The organism is Polynucleobacter sp. JS-JIR-II-b4, from assembly GCF_018687815.1.
Classification (GTDB): domain Bacteria; phylum Pseudomonadota; class Gammaproteobacteria; order Burkholderiales; family Burkholderiaceae; genus Polynucleobacter.
In genome coordinates this window covers 1,230,183-1,251,870 of record NZ_CP061306.1, presented here as the reverse complement: position 1 = coordinate 1,251,870, position 21,688 = coordinate 1,230,183, and the positions used below count along the sequence as shown (strand labels likewise).

The window sequence follows — 21,688 nt, the reverse complement described above, 5'->3', positions numbered from 1 at the left end:
GCCAGTTTTGCAGCTCTTTAGACAGAGGAAACTCTTAGTGTTTACCAGCAATTGCCAGGGTTCTTTTGGCTAGTAGCACCACGGGTCGATCAATCATACGGCCATCTAGCTTTACAGCGCTACCCTTGGAGGCCATGTCTGCCTCAACCACCCGTTGGGCCCAGGCTAGTTCTTCTTCAGTTGGTGTAAATGCTTTGATGACGATAGCCACTTGTTTTGGGTGAATACAGAGTTTTCCGCCAAAACCCATACGCTTTGCGCGTTCTGCGTCGTCGGTAATGCGCTCAATGTCGTCAGTGGAGGGTGTAACCCCATCAATAGGAGGGGCAATCTGTGCAAGTCGTGATGCTAAAACGATCTGAAAACGCGCAGTTTGCAGTTCGGTCTCTTGGCGGTCGCAGGCCATGCCCAGATCCGCTTGTAAATCTAAATTACCCAAAGCAAGGCGAATGACTTGATTGGAGTTTGCAATTTCTTTTAGTTTATCCAGGCCAATTGCCGTTTCAATCATGGGAATAATTGCAGTATTGGGGAGTATGAGGGCGGCTCCATTAATTTGGTCGAGCGATTCACTCTTAGGAATTAATAGGCAGGCAACTTGAAGTTGTTGTGCAAGAATTAAATCGCCTGAATAAAACTTGCTACCGGGTGAGTTTGTACGAATGACTAGACGCTTCTTTTGCTCAGGACTAAAGCTAGGCCATGCAGTGCGAATGGCGTCACGCGCACCCTCTTTGTCTTCCTCGGCAACGGCATCTTCTAGATCCAAGACAACGCCGCTAGCACCACTATCGAGGGCTTTCATAAAACGTTCAGGACGAGTGCCTGGTACAAATAGAAAGTTAGTGCTAAAGCCTAGTGGCGTATCAAGTGGGTTCATATCAATCTAGAAAATAAGGGGGCTAATAGTGGGTTTACTTATGTGGACGGCAGTAGAAAGCCTATCTTGGCTTGTTTGCGGATATTCCACAAGAGATCAATTGCTTTGCTCATCTCCGTTGGGCTTGCACCCCCGCTAAATTCGGCTAAGCGCATTGCTTTATCGGTAATCTCTGCGCGAGATAGAGTATTACCAGGGTCGCCTTTAGGTTCGTCTACGCGCCCCTCCAAAATTTGTCCATTGTTCAGATGAACTTTGACTTTACCAATCCAACGTTGCGGATAAGCACCATCCACCTCTGGATCGAGCGTCATCGAGACGCGCTCACGGAAGGCGCAGATTGCATCATCATGAAAGTGCTGATCAAATTCCTGCAGGCCAGCAAATTGGTAATGTGCAACCAAAGCTAGCACCGTTCCCATAGAAAACTTGGATTGATGCACGGTAGCAGGGTCAGTTACCGGGCCCAACACATCAATAGCGCCTTGGTGAACCAAGGTTTCTACTTTCGCAATATCAGTAGGTGATAGTTTATTTGCCAGCATGACTTGCAGTAGAGCGTCAGCAGCGGGGTGAGTGTGACGACAGGAGGCGTAATATTTAAAGCTTGTTTCTGCTAAAGCCCAGCGAGTACCCAAACGATCAACCAATTTACTGGGGTCACTATCGCTTGACATACCTGCCGCTAATCCCTGCTTGCCTTCCAGAATATGTTCAGCGCCAGTAAAGCCAGCTTGCGCAATATAGGCGGACATTAAGCCAGTGGAGGCTGCATGGGCGGTGTGTAATTGCTTGGAGTCTGCAGCATCACGCAGAAACTCCCAAAGCCCAGCTGATTGCGTGCCTGCAGAGCCAAAGGCATGGAGCATTTGTTCTGAATTGAGTTTGAGTAGCCGACCAACTGCCGCAGCTGCAGCTAATGTGCCAGCCGTTCCGGTGGTATGAAATACTTTGTAATGAGAGCGTCCTAAAAATTCACCGACCCGAATACCTACCTCGTAGCCTGCGACTGCAGCAACCAATAAATCTTCACCAGATGCACCAATGGCTTGTGCACAAGCAAGTACAGGTGGAAATACTACCGTGGCAGGATGAAAGACTGATCCATTGTGGACGTCGTCTTGTTCTGCAACATGTGATGCTGCGGCATTAGCCATTGCCGCTAAAAACGGGCTAGAGGTTTTGCGAGAAACGAAAACTTCAGAGGGGCCAGCGTGTGTTGCATCAAACCCACCCATATTTTGTGCAAACTGAGTAATGAGCTCTACCGGGCGCGAGCCCTTACCAGCAATAGCTGAACCAAACCAATCGACTAATAGGTCTTCGGCGCGGCTCATGACGTCACTTGGAATATCTGCAGCTTGTAAATTGGCCGCAAAGCTAGCTAGCTCGCGAGAAAGGTGTTGAGTGGTCATCAGTAAACCTTCTTGTGTTTAGGCTAGAACAGCAGTGGCTTGCATAGTGAGCCAGCCCTCATGATCTTGGGCCCAAATGGAAATAGTTTTTCCACTCGGATCTTTTTCTAGATCCGGTTTGGCATTCACTTTAAAGATATTGATATCAAAAGTAGGGCGTATAGCGCGGAACTCAAAACTCTTAAGCTTACATCCTGGAATACTTTGACGCACTAGATCAACTAGTAGAGTCGCAATCAAAGGGCCGTGAACAATGAGACCTGGATAGCCTTCAACTTCAGTGACATATTTGCGATCATAGTGAATACGATGGCCATTAAAAGTTAATGCTGAATAACGAAAGAGAAGCACGTCATCAGGTGTAATTGTTTTACTCCACTTAGCATCGGTAGGCGCAGCAGTAGGGGCAACAGGTTTATCGTCTGGCCCTGGAGCATCACGATACACAATGTCATGCTCTTCAATAATCGCCAGACCGTTCTGGTTAGAGATTTTGTGATTGACCAATACGAAAATTAAATCACCGGTGCGACCTGCTTTATGGGTTACTGACTCAATTGTGGAAACGCGTTCAATTTCGTCACCAACGCTAAGTGGTTTTAACCATTCAATGCGACTACCTGCCCACATGCGACGAGGTAATGGAACCGGCGGAAGAAAGCCACCACGTTTTGGATGACCATCAGGTCCGATTTCGGATTCGCGGGCGTGGGGCAGAAAATACAGCCAGTGCCACAGCTCAGGCAAGAAAGTACCCTTACCTGGGGCGGCATCATCGCGATCCAAGGTTGCGGATAATGCGCGCACGGGGGCTGCTGTGACGGTATCTTGCAGAGACTCGGTTTTACCAAGCCATTCTTGCAGGTGAGTGATAGTTTGAGGTTCGATTCGCATAAGTTCCATTATGCCAATCTTGTGAAAAAACTCACCCTATCAAAATAGAGATGTAATAGAAGAGCAATCCAGCCAAGGCTGACCCGCCCAATACCGAAAGAACACCCTTTTGATACTTAAATAAAGCTAAACCAGCTAGAGCGCAGATCAAAATCGAGATCCAAGAGATCGAGCCGCCAAAGCCTCTTGGTAAAAAGACGTGATAAGCAAAGAAGAGGCCTAGATTAGCAATGACACCAACGACTGCTGCTGTGATTGCTGTTAGCGGTGCCGTAAAGCCTAGCTTGCCATGCGTTGATTCAATTAACGGACCGCCTACTAAGATAAAAAAGAAGGATGGTAAAAAAGTAAACCAAGTAGCAACACAAGCACCCAACACCCCAAACCAAAATGGATTGGTATTGCCAATGAGGTGTTGGATATGTCCAGCAAGGTAGCCAACAAAAGCGACCACCATGATCAGTGGGCCTGGCGTTGCTTCACCCAGTGCCAAACCATCAATCATTTGATTGGCGCTGAGCCAATGAAAGTGCTCGACTGCTCCTTGATATACATATGGAAGTACAGCATAAGCGCCACCAAAAGTCATCAAGGCGGCTTTGGTAAAGAACCACGCGATATTTGGGTACAAGGTCTTCCAGTCAAAGATGGCTATCAATGCGCCAATAGGAAGTAGCCAGCAAGTAAATGCTACAAGGCTATGACGCACCGCTTTTGAATAAGTAAATTTGGCGTGCTCGGGAGTAGGGGTGTCGTCATCAATGATGGCGCTACCAAATTGCTTTGCTTCTTTTGTGCTGTGCCCACCAGCTTGTTGGAAATATTCTGGATAGCGTTTACCACCCCAGTATCCGATTGCTGCTGCAATTAGCACGATGATGGGAAAAGCAAGATTCAGAATAAAGATGGCTAGAAAAGATCCAAGAGCGATCCATTGGAGTGCTTGGTTATGAATTGTGCGTTTACCAATTCGCACGGCAGCGTGCAACACGATTGCAGTCACTGCAGGTTTGATGCCAAAAAAGATAGCTGCAATCCAGGGAACTTGTCCGAAGGTGAGATATACCCATGACAACCCAATCAAAATGAACAAGGAAGGCAGCACAAAGAGCGTACCCGCTAGGATACCGCCCCAACTGCGGTGCATGAGCCAGCCAATATAGGTTACTAGCTGTTGGGCCTCTGGCCCTGGTAATAGCATGCAGTAGTTCAGCGCATGTAAAAAGCGCCGCTCAGAAATCCAGCGACGCTTTTCAACTAACTCTTGGTGTAGAACGGCAATCTGTCCTGCGGGCCCACCAAAACTGATGAAGCCTAGCTTAGCCCAAAACTTCAGGGCCTCGCGCAGTGGAATGCTCAAACTTCATCCATTCCGCCAACTACTTGACTAAAGCCGTTGTCAACGTAAATGATTTCAGCGGTGATGCCATTGGCTAAGTCAGATAATAAGAATGCAGCAGTATTGCCTACATCATCAATCGTCACATTACGGCGCAGTGGAGCAGTTTCCTCAACCGCTTGCAAAATCTTGCCAAAGCCTTTGATGCCAGAAGCCGCTAAAGTTTTAATTGGGCCAGCAGAGATGCCGTTAGCGCGAATGCCTTTAGGACCAACTGAGCCTGCGAGGTAGCGAACGGATGCTTCAAGCGATGCTTTTGCTAAACCCATAGTGTTGTAGTTAGGAACATTCTTCATGGATCCTAAATAAGTCAATGTGAGCAATGAAGATTTGTCACGCAACATCGGGAGCGCTTCTTTTGCCATTGCTGGGAAGCTGTAAGCAGAAATATCGTGAGCAATCTTGAAGCCTTCACGAGAAAGACCTTCTAAGAAATCGCCAGCAATTGCTTCGCGTGGCGCAAAGCCAATGGCATGTACAAAACCATCAAACTGGGGCCAGGATTTAGCTAAATCCTTAAAAAGGGCGCTGATTTGTTCGTCGCTGCCCACATCGCAGTCAAAAATGAGTTCGGTATTGAATTCTTTTGCAAAATCAACGATACGGTCCTTAAAGCGCTCACCTACATAGGTAAAGGCTAGTTCGGCACCTTCGCGGTGGCAAGCCTTGGCTATGCCATAGGCAATAGAACGGTTAGAGAGGAGGCCGGTAATGAGGATTTTTTTGCCGGTGAGAAAGCCCATGTTGTGTCCTTTACTTCAAATATGATTAGCTATCTACAATTGTTGCATATATGCCCACCTTAAAGCCCATTCGACAAATTGCCTATTTATTGCTGCTAGCCCTGCTAGCGGGGCTAGGGGCCAATATAGCTCTGGCAGGACAAGGGATTGCACAATACGGCAAGCCTAAATATCCCGATGGATTTGCCCATTTTGATTACGTTAATCCCAATGCTCCCCGGGGTGGAACCCTGGTCTTGCCAAACCCAGGGCAAAGAACGAGCTTTGATAAATTCAATCCATTTACCCTAAGGGGTATCACCGCTCCTGGTATTGAATTGATGTTTGAGTCATTGGCCGAAGGGAGTGCTGATGAGGTCTCTAGTATTTACGGTTTATTAGCAGACGATATTCAGGTAGCCAAAGATCACAAATCGGTCACCTTCCATCTTCGATCTGAGGCAAAATTTTCAGATGGCAGCCCAGTCTTGGCTGCTGACGTTAAACATAGTTTTGATACCTTGATGAGCGGTAAAGCGCACCCGCGCTATAAAACTACATTTGCCGATATTAAAGAGGCAGTTGTTTTGTCTGATCGGTCTATTCGCTTCGACTTTAAGAATGACAATGCTGAACTGCCCATCCTGGCAGGAACATTCCCAGTGTTCTCACGGAACTGGGGTAAGCAAGCAGATGGAACGGTGATTCCATTTGAGAAGCTTGCCTTTGAAACGCCAATCGGTAGTGGGCCTTATTTGATTGAATCTTTCAAAGCAGGTAAATCGATTGTTTTTAAAAAGAACCCAAACTATTGGGCTGATCAACTCGGTAAACCCTTAAATGTCCGCGTTGGCTTTTATAACTTTGATCGAGTCCTTTATAAGCTTTACAGCGATGATGCTGTTAGGCTGGAAGCCTTTAAGGCAGGGGAGTTTGATGCTCTGGTTGAGTATCGCGCCAAGATCTGGGCTAAAGGGTATGTGGGTTCCAAGTTTGATCAAGGCATTCTTTTAAAGAAAGCATTCCTAAATCACAATGGCGCTGGCATGCAAGGTTTTGCCATGAATGTACGACGTCCTATTTTTAAAGATGCGCGTGTGCGCGAAGCCTTAGGTTATGCGCTTGACTTTGAATGGCTCAATCGCCAAATATTTTTTGATCAGTACAGCCGTATCAATAGTTATTTCACTAACAGTGATTTGAGTGCCAACTTTGATGGCCCTCGCAAACCTACAGAGTCAGAGTTAAAGCTACTCAAGCCCTTAAAAGCAAAATACCCACAGTGGGTTCCGGATGCCGTCTTTGGCCCAATGCCTGCGGCGCCATCAACTAAGCCGCCTGGCAGCCTACGCCAGAATTTAAAGAAAGCCCGTGAGCTCCTTCTTCATGCGGGCTGGCAATATCGTGACGGTGCATTGCGCAATGAAAAGGGTGAGCCATTTCGTTTTGAGATTGTGGAAGACGGCGGATTCTTCTTAAGAGTGATTTCTGCTTATGTACGCAACTTAGAAAAGCTGGGAGTGCAAGTAGATATTCGGACCAGCGATTTTGCTTTGCATCAAAAGCGTATGAATGAATACGACTTTGATATGACCACCGTCAGATTTCAGGACTCTCAAAATCCAGGCAATGAACTCTGGGATCGCTTTGGCAGTCAGGCCGCTAAAGAAAAAGGCTCTGATAATGTGATTGGTGTGCAATCGCCTGTGGTTGATGCTCTGATTGATGAAATTACCAAAGCTCAAAATCGGGAGCAGTTAAGAACTGCAACGAGAGCCCTAGATAGAGTTCTGTGGAATAGTTATTACGTTGTGCCGCAGTGGTACAACCCAACCCATCGCGTTGCCTTCCGCCACGAGATGCGTTATCCAGAACCTCCTTTGTATTACTCAGCCGAGGCATGGATCATGCAAAACTGGTGGAAAGAAGAGGCTAAATAATGCAAGGTCAAATGCGCGCCTATATTTTTAAACGTTTGCTCTTGATGATTCCTACCATCTTGGGTGTATTAACGCTTACCTTCGCGGTAGTGCAATTTGTTCCAGGCGGTCCAGTAGAGCAAATGGTATTGGAGTTAAAAGGGAAGGGCGGCGCTGCAACAGGCGGTTCCGAGTCCTCCGGGTCCGGATCAACCTATCGCGGCCGTCAAGGTGTCGATGCACAGCGTTTAGAGGAAGTAAAGGCTTTATACGGTTTCGATAAGCCACCTCTTGAACGCTATTTCATGATGTTGGGCCGCTTTGCCAGATTTGACTTAGGTGAAAGCTATTACCAGCACGAAAGCGTTTGGACATTAGTGGTTTCTAAGTTGCCAGTCTCGATCAGCATTGGACTATGGACCTTCTTCATTACGTATTTAGTTTCCATACCCTTAGGTATAGCCAAAGCGGTACGTGATGGTTCGCGTTTTGATGCCGTCACCAGCAGCATGATCTTGGTGGGTTATGCGATTCCTGGTTTTGTACTGGGCGTTTTATTGTTGGTGCTGTTTGGCGGAGGCAGTTTCTTACAGCTATTCCCGCTACGAGGCCTTACTTCGGATAATTGGAGTGATCTGAGTTTGCTTGGCAAGATCACTGATTACTTGTGGCATTTAGTGCTGCCGATTACCGCCTCTGTTTTAGGTAGCTTTGCCGTAGTCACGATGTTGACTAAAAACTCCTTTTTGGAAGAAATTCGTAAGCAGTATGTTTTGACTGCGCGCGCAAAGGGTCTTACCGAAAAGCAGGTGCTATGGAAGCATGTATTCCGTAACGCACTCTTGCCCTTAGTGACGGGTTTCCCGGCCGCATTTATCGGCGCATTCTTTACTGGCTCACTATTAATTGAAACGCTGTTCTCATTAGACGGACTTGGCTTGCTTTCATATGAATCAGTGATGCGACGTGACTACCCAGTAGTCTTTGGCACTCTGTATTTATTCACCCTGATTGGCTTATTCACCAAGTTAATCTCTGATCTTTGCTATGTTTATGTGGACCCACGTATTCAGTTTGGTGCAGGAGGCGGCTCATGAGTCGTTGGCAGCGCTTCAAGAATAGTCGCATGGGGTATGCAAGCTTATGGATCTTCATGGTCCTATTTGGCTTATCAATGTGTGCCGAATTGATTGCGAATGACAAGCCTTTAGTGGTTCGCTATGAAGGTCATTTCTATTTTCCGATTGTGAAGAGTCAGCCAGAAACTGTCTTTGGTGGTGACTTTGCGACTCCAACTGATTTCTTAGATCCCGATATTCGTCAGAACATTACCAGTAATGGAAACTGGGCAATCTACCCGCCGATTCACTATAGCTATGAGACGCTCAATTATTTTTCACAAGCGCCTAATCCAGCACCACCTTCATGGGAGAACTGGTTAGGGACCGATGATCGTGGGCGCGATGTTTTGGCGCGCCTGATCTATGGTTTCCGCTTATCCATTCTTTTTGGTCTTGCACTAACAATCGTTGGTGTGAGTGTGGGCATCATCACCGGATCCTTAATGGGTTTCTTTGGGGGTAAGTTTGATTTAGTCTCGCAGCGCCTCATAGAAATCTGGTCAGCTATGCCAGAGTTGTACTTGCTCATCATTTTTGCCTCGATCTTTAATCCTAGCGTTTCTCTGCTGATTATTTTGTTAGCCGCTTTTGGTTGGATGGGCCTATCGGATTACGTCCGGGCTGAGTTTTTTCGTAATCGAGCTCTGGAATATGTGCGTGCAGCAAGAGCATTGGGTTTAACCAATTTACAAATCATGTGGCGTCACATCCTGCCTAATAGCTTGACCCCAGTGATTACCTTTTTGCCATTTCGCATGAGTGCCGCCATTTTGTCCTTAACCAGTTTGGACTTTCTAGGCTTAGGTGTACCCCCGGGCACTCCAAGCTTGGGCGAACTACTCTCTCAAGGCAAAAGTAATCTTGATGCCTGGTGGATCTCTCTATCAACCTTTGTTGTCTTGGTCGCCACTCTGTTGCTATTAACGTTTATGGGTGAAGCATTGCGTAATGCTTTTGATTCTCGTAAGGCTGGCGTAATGAGTGGAGGTCGCTCATGAGTTTGCTTCGTTATGAGGATTTGTGCATTTCATTTGGAACGGGTCGCCGTGAAAAGTTTGCGGTCAATCATCTTGATTTAGAAATCGGCATTGGTGAGCGTGTGGCATTGGTTGGGGAATCCGGCTCAGGTAAGACGCTGACTGCATTGGCGCCATTACGTTTAGAGCCCGAGGGCGCCAAAGTCTCTGGAAAGATTCTGTGGAATAAAAAAGATGGGAAGGGCACGGTAGATTTGCTCTCGATGTCTATCCAAGATATTCGGGAGATTCGTGGTCGCGAAATTGCGATGGTGTTTCAGGAGCCGATGACGGCCTTGAACCCGCTCTTTACTGTGGGCAATCAAATCATCGAGGCAGTACAAATCTATCAACCTTTGATATCTAAAGCGGATTCGATTGATGCCGCGATTGATTTGCTTCGTAAGACGGGAATACCTGAGCCTGAGCGCCGCTTTCATTCTTATCCACATCAACTCTCAGGCGGCCAAAGACAGCGTGCCATGATTGCGATGGCTTTGGCGTGTAAGCCACGACTACTGATTGCAGATGAGCCTACGACAGCCTTAGATGTGAGTTTGCGTTTGCAAATCTTGGATTTACTCAAAGAGCTCCAAGAGGAATCCAAAGATCATGGTGGTATGGGCATTTTGTTGATTACCCATGATCTCAATTTGGTGAAGCATTTTGCACAACGTGTCGCTGTGCTCAATCAAGGTAACTTGATGGAGACTGGGCCAACCAAACAAGTATTTGAACACCCAGAGGATCCTTATACGCGCGCCTTGGTCAATAGTGAGCCGGTACGCGACCTTGCACCTCTGATGCCATTAGCTCCAGTGTTGTTGAAAACAGAGGACCTCTCGGTTGCTTACCCGAGCGCAGAGTCGGTCTCTTGGTTTAAAAAAGCGCCATCACATAAAGTATTGAAAAAAGTCAGCTTTGCATTAAAGCAAGGTCAGACTATCGGTGTCATTGGCGAATCAGGCTCTGGCAAAACCACACTGGGTATGGCTGTGCTCGGTTTGCTGGGTGATTCAATGGCAGAAGTGACTGGCAATGTTGATGTACTTGGCAGCGATTGGCAAACACTCAAGCCTATTGAGCGACGTGCGATGCGTTCTAGCTTGCAGGTGATCTTTCAGGATCCCTTTGGCTCGCTTTCACCGCGCATGAACGTATTGCAGATTATTTCTGAGGGCTTGGATGTGCATTTTCCGAAACTGTCTACTGCAGAACGTGAGACACGTGTAGTGGATATGCTCAAAGAAGTGGGTTTAGATCGTTCTGCGCTTCTGCGCTACCCCCATGAATTTTCTGGAGGGCAGCGCCAAAGAATTGCGATTGCGCGCGCCTTAATTTTGCGCCCACAAATTTTGGTATTAGATGAGCCCACCTCGGCATTGGATGTCTCGATTCAAAAACAGGTACTTGCCTTATTGACCGAGCTGCAAAAAAAGTACAACTTAGCCTACCTCATGATTAGTCATGATCTGGCAGTGATTAGAGCAATGTCTCACGAGGTGATGGTTCTCAAAGGGGGCAAGGTGGTGGAATTTGGTGATACCGAAACCCTGATTAAGCATCCTCGTCAGACCTATACGAAAGAGCTATTTGCGGCTGCAGAGCTGACTTAGATAGTGGATCAACCCCCCTTGAATGGGCTAATTTGGTGCATTTGCCCTGATATAAAGCAATTTTATCTTTATAAACAAAGACTTAAGCATAGAGTGAAGACTTGGTTAATTGAGGGTTCTTTGTTAAACTGATCCGATGTCATTGAAAAAAGCACTTCTTTTGAAACTGCTGGGCCTAGGTTTAGGCGCCATCATCTCTGTATCTGCCTATGCGGTTGATACGGCGGTAGAGGCATCCTCCGATACGGCAGTTCCTAAGGAAAGTATGTTCCAAGCAGGGCGCTCTTATATCGCCCGAGTATCAGACCGCTTGGCCGATACCGTGACTGGCAAATCAGAGGAATTAATTAACCGCGCTATGGAAGTTATTGGCGTGCGCTATCGCTGGGATACAGAATTACCGCAGTCTGGATTAGATGGCAGTAGCTTTGTTGGCTATGTCTTTAAAGATAAGCTGGGATTCTTATTGCCACGCAAGTCAACGCAAATGAGTCGTGTTGGTAAGCCGATTACCCGTGAAGAATTGCAGCCAGGAGATCTTGTATTTTTTAATACGATGCGACTCACTTTTTCTCACGTCGGAATTTATGTGGGCGATAACAAATTCATTCACTCACCTTCTAAAGGTACCAATGTCCGTGTGGATGATCTCGGCAGTCTCTATTGGGATAAACGTTTTGACGGAGCACGTCGTTTAGATGGCAGTGATAATCTGGATGACTCTGAGCGTCAAGAGCTTCTCAACGAAGTCAAAAATCTCAAGCGCAAATCACGCAGTCTTTAATCAAGTGCTCTGCAGCTTAATGGTTGCTAGCCTTTCAGCTTCTCTTTAATCAAACCCATTTGCTCTTGCGCCGCAGCTTCACCGGCGAGTATGGCGGCATTTCTGGATTTGAAATCACCGCTACCCATTTGTTTTAACTGCGGCTGAATCACGATATCAGCGCTTTTGAGTTCGTACTGATTGATGCTTCTCTGCATGATAGAGATGGTTTGTTGCAAGACGCCTAAGGTTCCGCTGGCGTCTTGATGAACCGGTTCGGAAGAAATATTTACTGCAATGACTAAGGTTGCCCCCATCTGTCTTGCATAACTGACTGGTACTGGCGCCACCAAACCACCATCGACATATTCTTTGCCACTGATCACTGCCGGCTGAAATACTCCGGGTACGCTGCAAGATGCGCGAACGGCTAAACCGGTATTGCCTGTTCTAAATAGAACCCCTTGGCCAGATTGCAATTCAGTAGCAACAATTCCTAAGGGGATGCGCATTTGTTCAATCGATTTATTTTGCACTTCTCGATTCACCATATTTTGCAGGGCATCTCCCTTGATGAGTCCGCCAAATCGGCCGGCAAATGGGAGGCCCCAGTCGGCAATCGTGGCCTCATCTAGATTGAGGGCTAAGCGATTGAGATCATTCCCAGTAGCGCCTGATGCGAGTAGGGTGGCAATCACGCTGCCAGCGCTACTACCAACAACAATATCGGGTCTGATGCCTTGGGCTTCTAATGCCTTGATGACACCCACGTGAGCAAAACCTCGAGCTGCTCCAGCGCCTAGAACTAAGCCAACTACAGGCTTTTTAGCCCCAACAAGGCTACAAGAGCTCAAACCTGCACCCCCAAGGAGGGCGCCCATGCCAATTCCGAGGCTGAGGAGTCGACGGCGCTCCAAGGAATGGATGGCCTCAGGCAGGGATAAAGGGGGTTTGGTGGAATTCTTGTGCATGTGGCTATTGTATTGAGCCTACCTTATAATGGGCGCAAGGTGAACGAAAAGTACTTCGTTTCAGCGCGGGCATATCCCAAGAAGAATTGATGAGATGGATTGCCCGTAGTAGCTTGAGAACACCAAAACCCATTACTAAATACCTTTTAAAGCCTAGTCAGGATCACTCCTGGTAGCCCGAATTTTATGGACGATCACAATAAGCGCGTTATTGAAACAGCCCTCCTGTGCGCACAGGAACCACTCACCGTTGCTGATTTGTCTCGCTTATTTATAGAAGACATCACTACGGCAGATATCGATGAAGCATTAGTCGAGCTGCAACGCGCTTGGGATGACAAGGGTATGGAATTAGTGCATATCGCAACTGGCTGGCGTTTTCAAAGCCGTCTTTCGATGCGTGAGTACCTTGATCGCCTGACTCCAGAAAAGCCGCCGAAGTATTCACGTGCTGTTATGGAAACTTTAGCCATCATCGCTTACCGCCAACCTGTAACCCGTGGTGAGATCGAAGAAATTCGTGGTGTTGCTGTGAGTAGTAACGTAATGAAGCAATTAGAAGATCGTGGTTGGGTTGAGGTAATTGGTCATAAAGAAACCATTGGTCGCCCAGGCTTATATGCCACCACGAAACAATTTTTAGATGATCTCAGTCTGACCAATTTGCAAAGCTTGCCGATTTTGGAAGATGCGGCGCCAATGGCTGCTGCAGCGCAATTAGGTCAAGCGGTGATGGAGTTTGATCCATCTGCCACTGTTGAGACAGTAGTGATTGATGCAGATGCTCAAGAGGTGAGCGAGATTGACGAAGACACAACCGAAGCAACTTTAGAAGAAACCAGTATTGAGGTTTCTGAAGAAGAGGCTAAAGAAGTTACCCCTGAGTCTGAAGACAACCCAGACGAAACAAAATAATAATTAATGACAAGCTCTAACGAAAACGATTCATCCCCGGTAGTAAATCCATCGGCAACCCCTTCTAATGCAGATGCTGCACCATCGAACTCCGATGGCCAAAAGTCTGAAGGTGGAGAGCGTGGTGAACGTCGCCCGCGCCGCCAAGGTGCCGGAGGCAGTAAACACCCGTTTAATAAGAAGCGCCCATTCAATAAAGATCGACCACGCCGTGAAGGTGGTGATGCCAATGGTCCGCGCGAAGGTGGTAACAATCAAGGCAATAACCAATCTTCTAAATTAGCCCCCAATCCAGCTGAGAGTGAGGCTTTGTTTGCTTCAGTTGTCTCTGGTGAGTTTGACGCGGCTTTAGATGCTCCAGAAGTTGAGGAATTAAAAAATCCCGATGGCGTGAATGAGAACGAGGTATCTCATCAAACTGGTGCAGAGCGTCGCGCGCAACGTGCACAACGCTCACGCGAAGATGAAGATTCAGATGTGCCAACCGATGAGGAAATGAGTAGTCTGCAGTTTGCGAACGTTGATGACCTCCCGCTCAGTTTGCGTGATGAAGTTTGGTCTGACCTCGATGGTTTAGATGATGATGCTGATGATGAAGATACCGTTAAGTTGCACAAGGTATTGGCTGATGTTGGTATGGGATCCCGTCGCGATATGGAAGACTTGATTATTCAAGGGCGAGTATCAGTTAATGGATTGCCAGCCCACATTGGTCAACGTATTGGACCAACAGATCAAGTACGCATCAATGGCAAGCCAGTACATCGCAAGATTCAGACTAAGCCGCCACGCGTGATCATGTATCACAAGCCAGCTGGGGAGATCGTGAGTCAGTCTGATCCTGAAGGTCGTCCAACTGTATTTGATCGTTTACCTAAACCGCGTCAAGGGCGTTGGATTGCGGTAGGTCGCTTGGACTTTAATACCGAAGGTCTTTTGTTATTCACCACTTCTGGTGAATTAGCCAATCGTTTGATGCATCCACGTTACGGTGTCGAGCGTGAATACGCCGTGCGTATCTTAGGTGACTTGAGTCAAGAAAATACTTCGCTCTTAAAGAGTGGCATTACGCTCGATGATGGTCAAGCTAAATTCTTGCGCCTAGCGATGGGCGGCGGCGAAGGCGCTAACCGTTGGTATCACGTTGCATTAAGTGAAGGTCGTAATCGCGAAGTGCGTCGTATGTTTGAAGCTGTTGGTCATACGGTATCTCGCTTAATCCGAACTCGTTATGGCATTTTCTTATTACCTCCACGCTTACGTCGTGGCAAATGGGAAGAGATTGAGGCCGGCGGCATCTATAACTTGATGAAGTCTGCTGGCTTAAAAATGCCACAGCCTCAAGATAAGGGTCGCAACCCTAACGCTAATTCGAATAACCGTGATCGTCGTCCAGTTGGAGAAGATTTCCAGCCGGATCCAATGCAAACCTCCGTTTCTTACTGGGGATCCCGTGATGCTTTAACCCTTGCTAGCGGCCATAATGGCTTAACGCATCAGGGTAGAGGTGGAAAACCTGGTGGCGGCAGTAGTTCTGGCGAAGGGCGCGGACCTTTCCGTGGTCGCACTCAAGGTGGCAGACCTGGGCAGGGTGGTCAAGGCGGTCGAGGCGGGCAAAGCGGACAGGGTGGTCAAGGTGGTCAGGGCCAAAACCGCAGTAAAGGTGGCAAAGTTCACCACGGGCAGTCTGCTTTTGTGACGGGTAACCCCCAGAGTCCTGGAAATGGGCCTAAACGTAGCGCACCAAAAGGGCGCAAACCCTTCAATAAAGGACCTAGAAAACCCCGTAATCCGGGCGAAAGCTTCTGATTTGTATCAGTTTTCTGCCAAATAGGCTATAATTTCGGTCTTACAGCAGGATTCTGCTGTTTTTAGTAGTTACCGACTGATGTTGCGATCAACGTAAGTCGGCCTGTTCTGAATTTCGAGAATATGGGCTTTGAAGCCCATTTTTTTTTGCCATTTTGGTATGAAGGGGTGTCGTGAAGGATCAGCAGGTTATCTCTGCAGAGCTGGAAAACTTGGGTTACACGCTAGTGGAGATAGAGCGTGAAGCCGGAGGATTGCTGCGCGTCACGATTGAAAACCCAGATTACGAACGCTTGATTTCTGTTTTGGATTGCGAGAAGGTAAGCCATCAGTTGAGCTACACCTTGCCAGTTGAAAACATTCCTTATGAGCGTTTAGAGATTTCATCTCCAGGATTGGATCGTCCAGTGAAAAGTGCCGCTGATTATGAGCGCTTTGCTGGAATGCAAGTAGATTTGAAGTTGCGCGTGGCAGTTGGCGGTCGCAAGAATTTTCGTGGTGAGTTGCAAGGTTTGCTGAGTGGTGAGTTGAATTCACCGGATGCAAAGTTTGGTTTGGTATTTGAGGGTGCTGATGGTCAGCCCTCTCAATTGGAGTTCTCTTTAGCCGAGGTCGATAAGACTCGGTTGGTCCCTGTTATTGATTTCAAAGGAAGAAAGTCATGAGCCGAGAAGTTCTCATGTTGGCAGACGCGTTAGCGCGTGAAAAGAACGTTGATCAAGCTATCGTATTCGAAGCGTTGGAGATGGCTTTAGCCTCTGCGACTAAGAAGCGCTACGCTACAGAAGATGTGGATATCCGCGTTGCGATTGATCGTGAAACTGGTGAATACGAAACCTTCCGTCGCTGGTTGGTTGTGCCCAATGAAGCTGGTTTGCAAGAGCCGGACAAAGAGATTCTGCAATTTGAAGCCCAAGAGCAACTCGCTGACATGGAAGTTGGCGACTACATCGAAGAGCAAATCGAATCTTTAGCGTTTGGTCGTATCGGTGCACAAGCTGCTAAGCAAGTGATCTTGCAACGCATTCGTGACGCTGAACGTGAACAGATTTTGAACGACTACCTTGAGCGTGGCGAAAAAGTCATGACCGGTACCGTCAAACGTGCAGACAAGAATGGCCTGATTATTGAATCTGGTCGTGTTGAAGCATTGCTCCGCCGCGATCAAATGATTCCGAAAGAGAACTTACGTTCTGGCGACCGTGTTCGCGCATATATCCTTAAAGTGGATCGTGAAGCACGTGGTCCACAAATCGAACTCTCCCGTACTTGCCCAGATTTCTTGATCAAGTTGTTTGAGAACGAAGTTCCTGAGATGGAGCAGGGTTTATTGGAGATCAAAGGCGCTGCCCGTGATCCTGGTATCCGCGCAAAAATTGCGGTGATTACTTATGACAAGCGCATCGATCCAATTGGCACTTGCGTTGGCGTACGTGGTACCCGTGTGACTGCGGTTCGTAACGAAGTTGCTGGCGAAGCAGTGGATATCGTATTGTGGTCAGAAGATCCAGCCCAATTTGTAATTGGTGCTTTGGCTCCAGCGCAAGTTTCATCAATCGTGGTTGATGAAGAGCGTCATGCAATGGATGTAGTGGTTGACGAAGAGAATTTAGCAATCGCCATTGGCCGCAGTGGACAGAACGTTCGTTTGGCGAGTGATTTGACTGGTTGGCAGATCAACATCATGACTCCTGAAGAGTCTGCTGAGAAAACAGAAAAAGAAGCTTCTTCTGTACGTCAATTGTTTATGGACAAGTTGGACGTAGACCAGGAAGTGGCTGATATTTTGATTGAAGAAGGTTTCAACACATTAGAAGAGGTGGCCTACGTACCATTGTCTGAAATGTTAGAGATTGATTCATTCGATGAAGATACTGTGAATGAGTTGCGTACACGCGCTCGTGATTCTTTGTTAACCATGGAGTTGGCAAAAGAAGAGCGTATTGGCGAAGTGTCACAAGACTTACGTTCCTTAGAGGGAATGACTACAGAACTGATTGCTAAGCTTGCTGACAATCAGGTACATACCCGTGACGACCTTGCTGAACTAGCTGTTGATGAGCTGGTTGAGGCGACACAAATTGACGAAGAAACTGCGAAAACGCTCATCATGAAAGCGCGCGAACATTGGTTTACTTCATGAGAGGAAGTAGTGCATGGCAACAACAGTAAAAGTACTCGCTAAAGAATTAAAACGTACCGCGCCAGACCTCTTGGAGCAGTTGAAGGCGGCCGGTATCGAAAAAGGTTCTGAGGACGATAGCATTACCGAAAAGGACAAAACTGTCCTGCTTGAGCATTTGCAAAAAGAGCATGGCAGCGCAGATACTGGCGCGCGCAAAAAGATTACTCTAATCAAGCGCGAGAGCTCAGAAATTCGTCAAGCGGATTCTGCTGGACGCACTCGTACTGTGCAGGTTGAAGTTCGCAAAAAGCGTGTGCTCGTTAAGGCCGGTGATAAGGCGCCTGAAGAGACTCCAGTTCCAGCGGCTAAAGAAGTTGCTCCAGTAGCACCGGCAAAGCCGGTTATTTCTGAAGAAGAATTAGAGAAGCGCGCAGCTGAAGCAACACGCCAGGCTGAGTTATTGGCTCGTCAAGAAGCAGAAATGAAGGCCGCTGAAGAAGCGCGTCAAAAAGAAGTTGCAGCTCCAGTAATTGCTAAAGAAGAGGCGCCTGTAGATGCAGCGCCGGCTGCTGCTGCAGCAGTAGCAGAGAAAAAGGCGGCAGCAGATAAAGCAGCTAAAGATTTAGCTGCTAGCAAAGAAAAAGAATTAGCGGATATTCGTGTCCGTCGTGCTGCCGCTGAAGCTGAGGCTTTGGCGATTCGCGACATGATGAGCGCTCCTGCACGTGTTCTCAAAGCACCAAGTGAAATTGCTGCTGAAGAAGCGAAAAAAGGTACTTTGCACAAACCTGCAAAAGTTGAAGGTGCTGACGATAAAAAGAAGGCCGCTGCTAAAGTTGGCGGCAAGACTATTAAATCTTCTGAGACATCATCCACTTGGCAAGAAGAAGGCGCTAAGAAGCCTGGCGGCCTAAAGACTCGTGGCGATTCTTCTGGTGGTGTTGGTGGATGGCGTTCAGGCGGTGGACGCAAGAAACAGCGTCAAATCGCTGAAGCGAACGTTGATACGAATTTCCAAGTTCCAACAGAGCCAGTGGTACGTGACGTTCATGTTCCAGAAACGATTACTGTTGCTGAGTTAGCCCATGCAATGGCGGTGAAGAGTGCTGAAGTGATTAAGTTGTTGATGGGTATGGGCCAGATGGTCACCATCAATCAAGTACTTGATCAAGATACCGCAATGATTCTTGTAGAAGAAATGGGCCATACAGCTCATGCTGCAAAACTGGATGATCCAGATTTAGATCTTGGTACTGATGGTCATGATGCAGAGTTATTGCCACGTCCTCCAGTCGTTACAGTGATGGGCCACGTTGACCATGGTAAAACTTCTTTGCTTGATAAGATTCGTGCAGCTAAAGTAGCTACCGGTGAAGCTGGTGGCATTACTCAGCATATTGGTGCATACCATGTGGAAACTCCACGCGGCATGATTACCTTCTTAGATACTCCGGGTCACGAAGCCTTTACGGCAATGCGTGCTCGCGGTGCTAAGGCAACGGACATTGTGATCTTGGTTGTTGCGGCAGATGACGGCGTGATGCCGCAAACAAAAGAAGCGATTCACCATGCACTTGCAGGTGGCGTTCCAATTGTGGTGGCAATTAACAAGATTGATAAGCCAGAAGCCAATTCTGAGCGCGTCAAAACTGAGTTGGTGGCAGAGCAAGTGGTTCCCGAAGAATACGGTGGCGATGTGCCATTTATTCCGGTATCCGCAAAAACTGGTGAGGGCATTGATGCCTTGCTAGAGAATGTGCTCTTACAAGCTGAAATCTTGGAATTGAAAGCGCCTAAAGACGCGCCAGCTCAAGGCTTAGTCATTGAAGCTCGTTTGGATAAAGGTAAGGGCCCAGTTGCGACCGTATTGGTTCAATCAGGCACGCTCAAACGTGGGGATATGTTGTTGGCGGGTTCAACCTACGGACGCGTACGCGCTATGTTGGATGAAAACGGCAAGCCATGTAACGAAGCAGGCCCATCTATTCCGGTAGAAATTCAAGGTTTAGCCGATGTTCCTGCAGCTGGTGAGTCAGTGCAGGTTGTTCCTGATGAGCGTAAAGCTCGTGAAATCGCATTGTTCCGTCAAGGCAAGTTCCGTGATGTGAAGTTAGCGAAACAGCAGGCATTCAAGCTTGAAACCATGATGGAAAACATGGAAGAGGGTGCGGTTGAAGCGAAGTTGTTGCCGCTGATTATTAAGGCTGACGTACAAGGTTCTCAAGAAGCTTTGGCACAGTCATTAATGAAGCTATCTACACCAGAGGTTAAAGTTCAAATTGTTCACGCAGGCGTTGGTGGTATTACTGAAACTGACGTTAATTTGGCTGTTGCTTCTAAAGCAGTTATTTTTGGATTTAACTCCCGCGCAGATGCAGCAGCTCGTAAGCTAGCCGAGAACAATGGTGTGGATATTCGCTATCACAACATTATTTATGACGCAGTGGATGAAGTGAAGTTGGCTCTGAGCGGCATGTTGACTCCAGATAAGAAAGAAGAAATCACTGGTCTCGTTGAGATTCGTCAGGTCTTCTTGGTATCTAAGGTTGGTGCAATTGCAGGTTGCTTAGTGGTTGATGGAATCATTAAACGCACATCTAGCGTTCGTCTCTTGCGTGACAACGTCGTTGTTTGGACTGGTGAATTGGACTCTCTCAAGCGCTTCAAAGATGATGCTAAAGAAGTTCGTGCCGGTGTCGAGTGCGGCCTGTCATTAAAAGGCTACAACGACATCAAAGAAGGTGACCAGCTTGAGGTATTTGAAGTTACTGAAGTTGCACGTTCACTCTAAGCAATATGCATAAAACTAGCCCGCATCGTAACCAGCGTCTCGCCGATCAAATTCAGCGAGACCTGGCCGAACTTATTCCTCGTGAATTGCGTAGTCCGAGTTTGGGTTTAATCACCTTACAAAGTATTGAGCTCACACCGGATCTGGCCCATGCCAAAGTGTTCTTTACGGTTTTGGGTGCTGAGCCTGAGCATGCTTTAAAAGCGCTTCAAGAAAAAGCAGGATATTTGCACTCACTCTTGTTTAAGCGTTTGCATATTCATACTGTTCCTACTTTACATTTTCACTATGACAGCTCAGTAGAGCATGGTATAGAGATGTCTCGATTGATCGATCAAGCAGTAGAGAGCGATCATAAAGACGAGACTAAGTAATTCATGTCTATACGGATCGACGGCGTAGTGCTGCTAGATAAACCTGCTGGAATGAGTTCACAGGGTGCGGTTACCGCTGTCAAGCGCGCCTTTAATGCCGACAAGGCGGGTCATACCGGTACTTTGGATCCAATGGCTACAGGCCTATTACCTATTTGCTTAGGTGAAGCAACTAAGTATTCACAAGACCTACTTGAGGCTGATAAGACCTATATCGCGCAAGTAAAGTTTGGCTCTCGTACTGATACCGGTGATGCTGAGGGTCTCACTATTGAAGAGTTACCTTTGCCAGTATTTGCCAGTGAAGTTGACCTCAAATCTGCATTAGATGCTTTGCTCCCAAAATTTACGGGTCCGATTTCTCAAGTGCCGCCAATGTATTCTGCACTCAAACGTGACGGTAAGCCGTTGTATGAATATGCTCGTGCAGGGGTTGAGTTAGAGCGCACTGCGCGGGATATCACTATTCATTCCATTCGTTGGACGAATATTGCTTGGCCAGAAGCTACATTAGAAGTTAGCTGCAGTAAAGGAACCTATATTCGAGTTCTGGCTGAAGATATTGGCAATGCTTTAGGTTGTGGTGCTCACTTAGTTGGTTTGCGCCGCACCGAAGTAGGGCACCTAAATCTAGAGCAATCTTTTACGATTGAATCGATTCAGAGCGGCTTGAAAAATACTGCTGAGTATATTTTGCCGGTTGACGCGCTCTTACAAACTTTGCCCCATTTAACGGTGGATGAGCAACAGGCTAAACGTCTTGAGATGGGGCAACGTGTGCCACTCAATTTACCTTCCATTGAAGCATTGGTACGCATTTATCGCGCTACCGCTGCTCCTCATAACTTTATTGGTACTGCTGATTGGCGCTCTGGTGTGTTGCATCCAAAGCGTTTGATTTCGCAGGCTCATTAATTAATCATTATTTATAACCCTTTTACTTATCTTTAACTCAAGA

18 protein-coding genes are annotated in these 21,688 nt (G+C 47.3%); 12 read left to right on the top strand and 6 right to left on the bottom strand.

The genetic code is table 11. The features are described from left to right. Positions 1–34: 34 nt before the first annotated feature. Genes ICV90_RS06310 through fabI form a run of 5 tightly spaced genes read right to left on the bottom strand, consistent with a single transcriptional unit; the run spans position 35 to position 5,331 of the window. Complete coding sequence (locus ICV90_RS06310; protein WP_215357175.1) at positions 35–880, bottom strand: CoA ester lyase; 846 nt, start codon at positions 878–880, stop codon at positions 35–37. Between the two features lie 38 nt (positions 881–918). Continuing rightward, the gene (locus tag ICV90_RS06305) at positions 919–2,295 is read right to left on the bottom strand and encodes an MmgE/PrpD family protein (protein WP_215357173.1); all 1,377 of its coding nucleotides are present in this window, start codon (positions 2,293–2,295) and stop codon (positions 919–921) included. A gap of 18 nt (positions 2,296–2,313) precedes the next feature. Continuing rightward, a complete protein-coding gene (locus ICV90_RS06300; RefSeq protein ID WP_215357170.1) occupies positions 2,314–3,198 on the bottom strand; it encodes a MaoC family dehydratase N-terminal domain-containing protein in 885 nt (294 codons plus the stop codon). Between the two features lie 22 nt (positions 3,199–3,220). Then, the gene (chrA, locus tag ICV90_RS06295) at positions 3,221–4,549 is read right to left on the bottom strand and encodes a chromate efflux transporter (RefSeq protein ID WP_215357168.1); all 1,329 of its coding nucleotides are present in this window, start codon (positions 4,547–4,549) and stop codon (positions 3,221–3,223) included. Beyond that, positions 4,546–5,331, bottom strand: coding sequence for an enoyl-ACP reductase FabI (gene fabI / locus ICV90_RS06290; RefSeq protein ID WP_072583474.1), 786 nt, complete (start codon positions 5,329–5,331; stop codon positions 4,546–4,548). The genes chrA and fabI overlap by 4 nt, the downstream gene beginning before the upstream one ends. 50 nt (positions 5,332–5,381) lie before the next feature. Between fabI and ICV90_RS06285 the strand changes: the two genes are divergently transcribed. The 5 genes from ICV90_RS06285 (at position 5,382) to ICV90_RS06265 (ending at position 11,766) form a co-directional block, all read left to right on the top strand. Beyond that, positions 5,382–7,250 (top strand): extracellular solute-binding protein, encoded by a 1,869-nt coding sequence (locus tag ICV90_RS06285; RefSeq protein ID WP_215357166.1) that lies wholly within the window; start codon positions 5,382–5,384, stop codon positions 7,248–7,250. Positions 7,251–7,261: 11 nt separating this feature from the next. Further along, the gene (locus ICV90_RS06280; protein ID WP_215360407.1) at positions 7,262–8,326 is read left to right on the top strand and encodes a microcin C ABC transporter permease YejB; all 1,065 of its coding nucleotides are present in this window, start codon (positions 7,262–7,264) and stop codon (positions 8,324–8,326) included. Next, entirely contained in the window at positions 8,323–9,348 is a 1,026-nt protein-coding gene (locus tag ICV90_RS06275; RefSeq protein ID WP_215357164.1) for an ABC transporter permease, read from the top strand. The genes ICV90_RS06280 and ICV90_RS06275 overlap by 4 nt, the downstream gene beginning before the upstream one ends. Continuing rightward, positions 9,345–10,982: an ABC transporter ATP-binding protein gene (locus ICV90_RS06270; protein WP_215357162.1), complete on the top strand. Its 1,638-nt coding sequence runs from the start codon at positions 9,345–9,347 to the stop codon at positions 10,980–10,982. Before ICV90_RS06275 ends, ICV90_RS06270 begins: the two co-directional genes overlap by 4 nt. Positions 10,983–11,118: 136 nt before the next feature. Further along, the gene (locus ICV90_RS06265) at positions 11,119–11,766 is read left to right on the top strand and encodes a C40 family peptidase (protein ID WP_215357160.1); all 648 of its coding nucleotides are present in this window, start codon (positions 11,119–11,121) and stop codon (positions 11,764–11,766) included. Positions 11,767–11,792: 26 nt separating this feature from the next. Here ICV90_RS06265 and ICV90_RS06260 read toward each other — a convergent pair whose 3' ends face one another. After that, positions 11,793–12,716, bottom strand: a complete 924-nt coding sequence (locus tag ICV90_RS06260) for a patatin-like phospholipase family protein (protein ID WP_215357151.1) — start codon at positions 12,714–12,716, stop codon at positions 11,793–11,795. Between the two features lie 186 nt (positions 12,717–12,902). On the opposite strand from ICV90_RS06260, the gene scpB reads away from it, so the two are divergent. The 7 genes from scpB to truB all read left to right on the top strand — a co-directional run bounded on the left by scpB (position 12,903) and on the right by truB (position 21,645). Then, positions 12,903–13,631 (top strand): SMC-Scp complex subunit ScpB, encoded by a 729-nt coding sequence (scpB, locus tag ICV90_RS06255; RefSeq protein ID WP_215357142.1) that lies wholly within the window; start codon positions 12,903–12,905, stop codon positions 13,629–13,631. A gap of 6 nt (positions 13,632–13,637) precedes the next feature. After that, positions 13,638–15,440, top strand: coding sequence for a pseudouridine synthase (locus ICV90_RS06250; protein ID WP_215357140.1), 1,803 nt, complete (start codon positions 13,638–13,640; stop codon positions 15,438–15,440). A gap of 173 nt (positions 15,441–15,613) precedes the next feature. After that, complete coding sequence (gene rimP, locus ICV90_RS06245) at positions 15,614–16,105, top strand: ribosome maturation factor RimP (protein ID WP_072583483.1); 492 nt, start codon at positions 15,614–15,616, stop codon at positions 16,103–16,105. Then, positions 16,102–17,583 carry a transcription termination factor NusA gene (gene nusA / locus ICV90_RS06240; RefSeq protein WP_215320118.1) on the top strand — a complete coding sequence of 494 codons (1,482 nt, stop codon included), beginning with the start codon at positions 16,102–16,104 and terminating at the stop codon, positions 17,581–17,583. The genes rimP and nusA overlap by 4 nt, the downstream gene beginning before the upstream one ends. Before the next feature lie 13 nt (positions 17,584–17,596). Continuing rightward, positions 17,597–20,356: a translation initiation factor IF-2 gene (infB, locus tag ICV90_RS06235; protein ID WP_215357130.1), complete on the top strand. Its 2,760-nt coding sequence runs from the start codon at positions 17,597–17,599 to the stop codon at positions 20,354–20,356. A gap of 5 nt (positions 20,357–20,361) precedes the next feature. Further along, the gene (gene rbfA / locus ICV90_RS06230; RefSeq protein WP_215346622.1) at positions 20,362–20,730 is read left to right on the top strand and encodes a 30S ribosome-binding factor RbfA; all 369 of its coding nucleotides are present in this window, start codon (positions 20,362–20,364) and stop codon (positions 20,728–20,730) included. A gap of 3 nt (positions 20,731–20,733) precedes the next feature. After that, positions 20,734–21,645 (top strand): tRNA pseudouridine(55) synthase TruB, encoded by a 912-nt coding sequence (gene truB / locus ICV90_RS06225; protein ID WP_215357128.1) that lies wholly within the window; start codon positions 20,734–20,736, stop codon positions 21,643–21,645. Positions 21,646–21,688: the final 43 nt, after the last annotated feature.

What these genes read in the sequence shown, in the direction of transcription:
- nusA (WP_215320118.1), top strand. Translation starts at nt 16,102, where the DNA reads ATGAGCCGAGAAGTTCTCATGTTGGCAGACGCGTTAGCGCGTGAAAAG.
- ICV90_RS06250 (WP_215357140.1), top strand. Translation starts at nt 13,638, where the DNA reads ATGACAAGCTCTAACGAAAACGATTCATCCCCGGTAGTAAATCCATCG.
- ICV90_RS06285 (WP_215357166.1), top strand. Translation starts at nt 5,382, where the DNA reads ATGCCCACCTTAAAGCCCATTCGACAAATTGCCTATTTATTGCTGCTA.
- rbfA (WP_215346622.1), top strand. Translation starts at nt 20,362, where the DNA reads ATGCATAAAACTAGCCCGCATCGTAACCAGCGTCTCGCCGATCAAATT.
- ICV90_RS06300 (WP_215357170.1), bottom strand. Translation starts at nt 3,198, where the DNA reads ATGGAACTTATGCGAATCGAACCTCAAACTATCACTCACCTGCAAGAA.
- ICV90_RS06260 (WP_215357151.1), bottom strand. Translation starts at nt 12,716, where the DNA reads ATGCACAAGAATTCCACCAAACCCCCTTTATCCCTGCCTGAGGCCATC.
- ICV90_RS06270 (WP_215357162.1), top strand. Translation starts at nt 9,345, where the DNA reads ATGAGTTTGCTTCGTTATGAGGATTTGTGCATTTCATTTGGAACGGGT.
- ICV90_RS06280 (WP_215360407.1), top strand. Translation starts at nt 7,262, where the DNA reads ATGCGCGCCTATATTTTTAAACGTTTGCTCTTGATGATTCCTACCATC.
- ICV90_RS06310 (WP_215357175.1), bottom strand. Translation starts at nt 880, where the DNA reads ATGAACCCACTTGATACGCCACTAGGCTTTAGCACTAACTTTCTATTT.
- scpB (WP_215357142.1), top strand. Translation starts at nt 12,903, where the DNA reads ATGGACGATCACAATAAGCGCGTTATTGAAACAGCCCTCCTGTGCGCA.
- truB (WP_215357128.1), top strand. Translation starts at nt 20,734, where the DNA reads ATGTCTATACGGATCGACGGCGTAGTGCTGCTAGATAAACCTGCTGGA.
- ICV90_RS06305 (WP_215357173.1), bottom strand. Translation starts at nt 2,295, where the DNA reads ATGACCACTCAACACCTTTCTCGCGAGCTAGCTAGCTTTGCGGCCAAT.
- ICV90_RS06265 (WP_215357160.1), top strand. Translation starts at nt 11,119, where the DNA reads ATGTCATTGAAAAAAGCACTTCTTTTGAAACTGCTGGGCCTAGGTTTA.
- fabI (WP_072583474.1), bottom strand. Translation starts at nt 5,331, where the DNA reads ATGGGCTTTCTCACCGGCAAAAAAATCCTCATTACCGGCCTCCTCTCT.
- infB (WP_215357130.1), top strand. Translation starts at nt 17,597, where the DNA reads ATGGCAACAACAGTAAAAGTACTCGCTAAAGAATTAAAACGTACCGCG.
- ICV90_RS06275 (WP_215357164.1), top strand. Translation starts at nt 8,323, where the DNA reads ATGAGTCGTTGGCAGCGCTTCAAGAATAGTCGCATGGGGTATGCAAGC.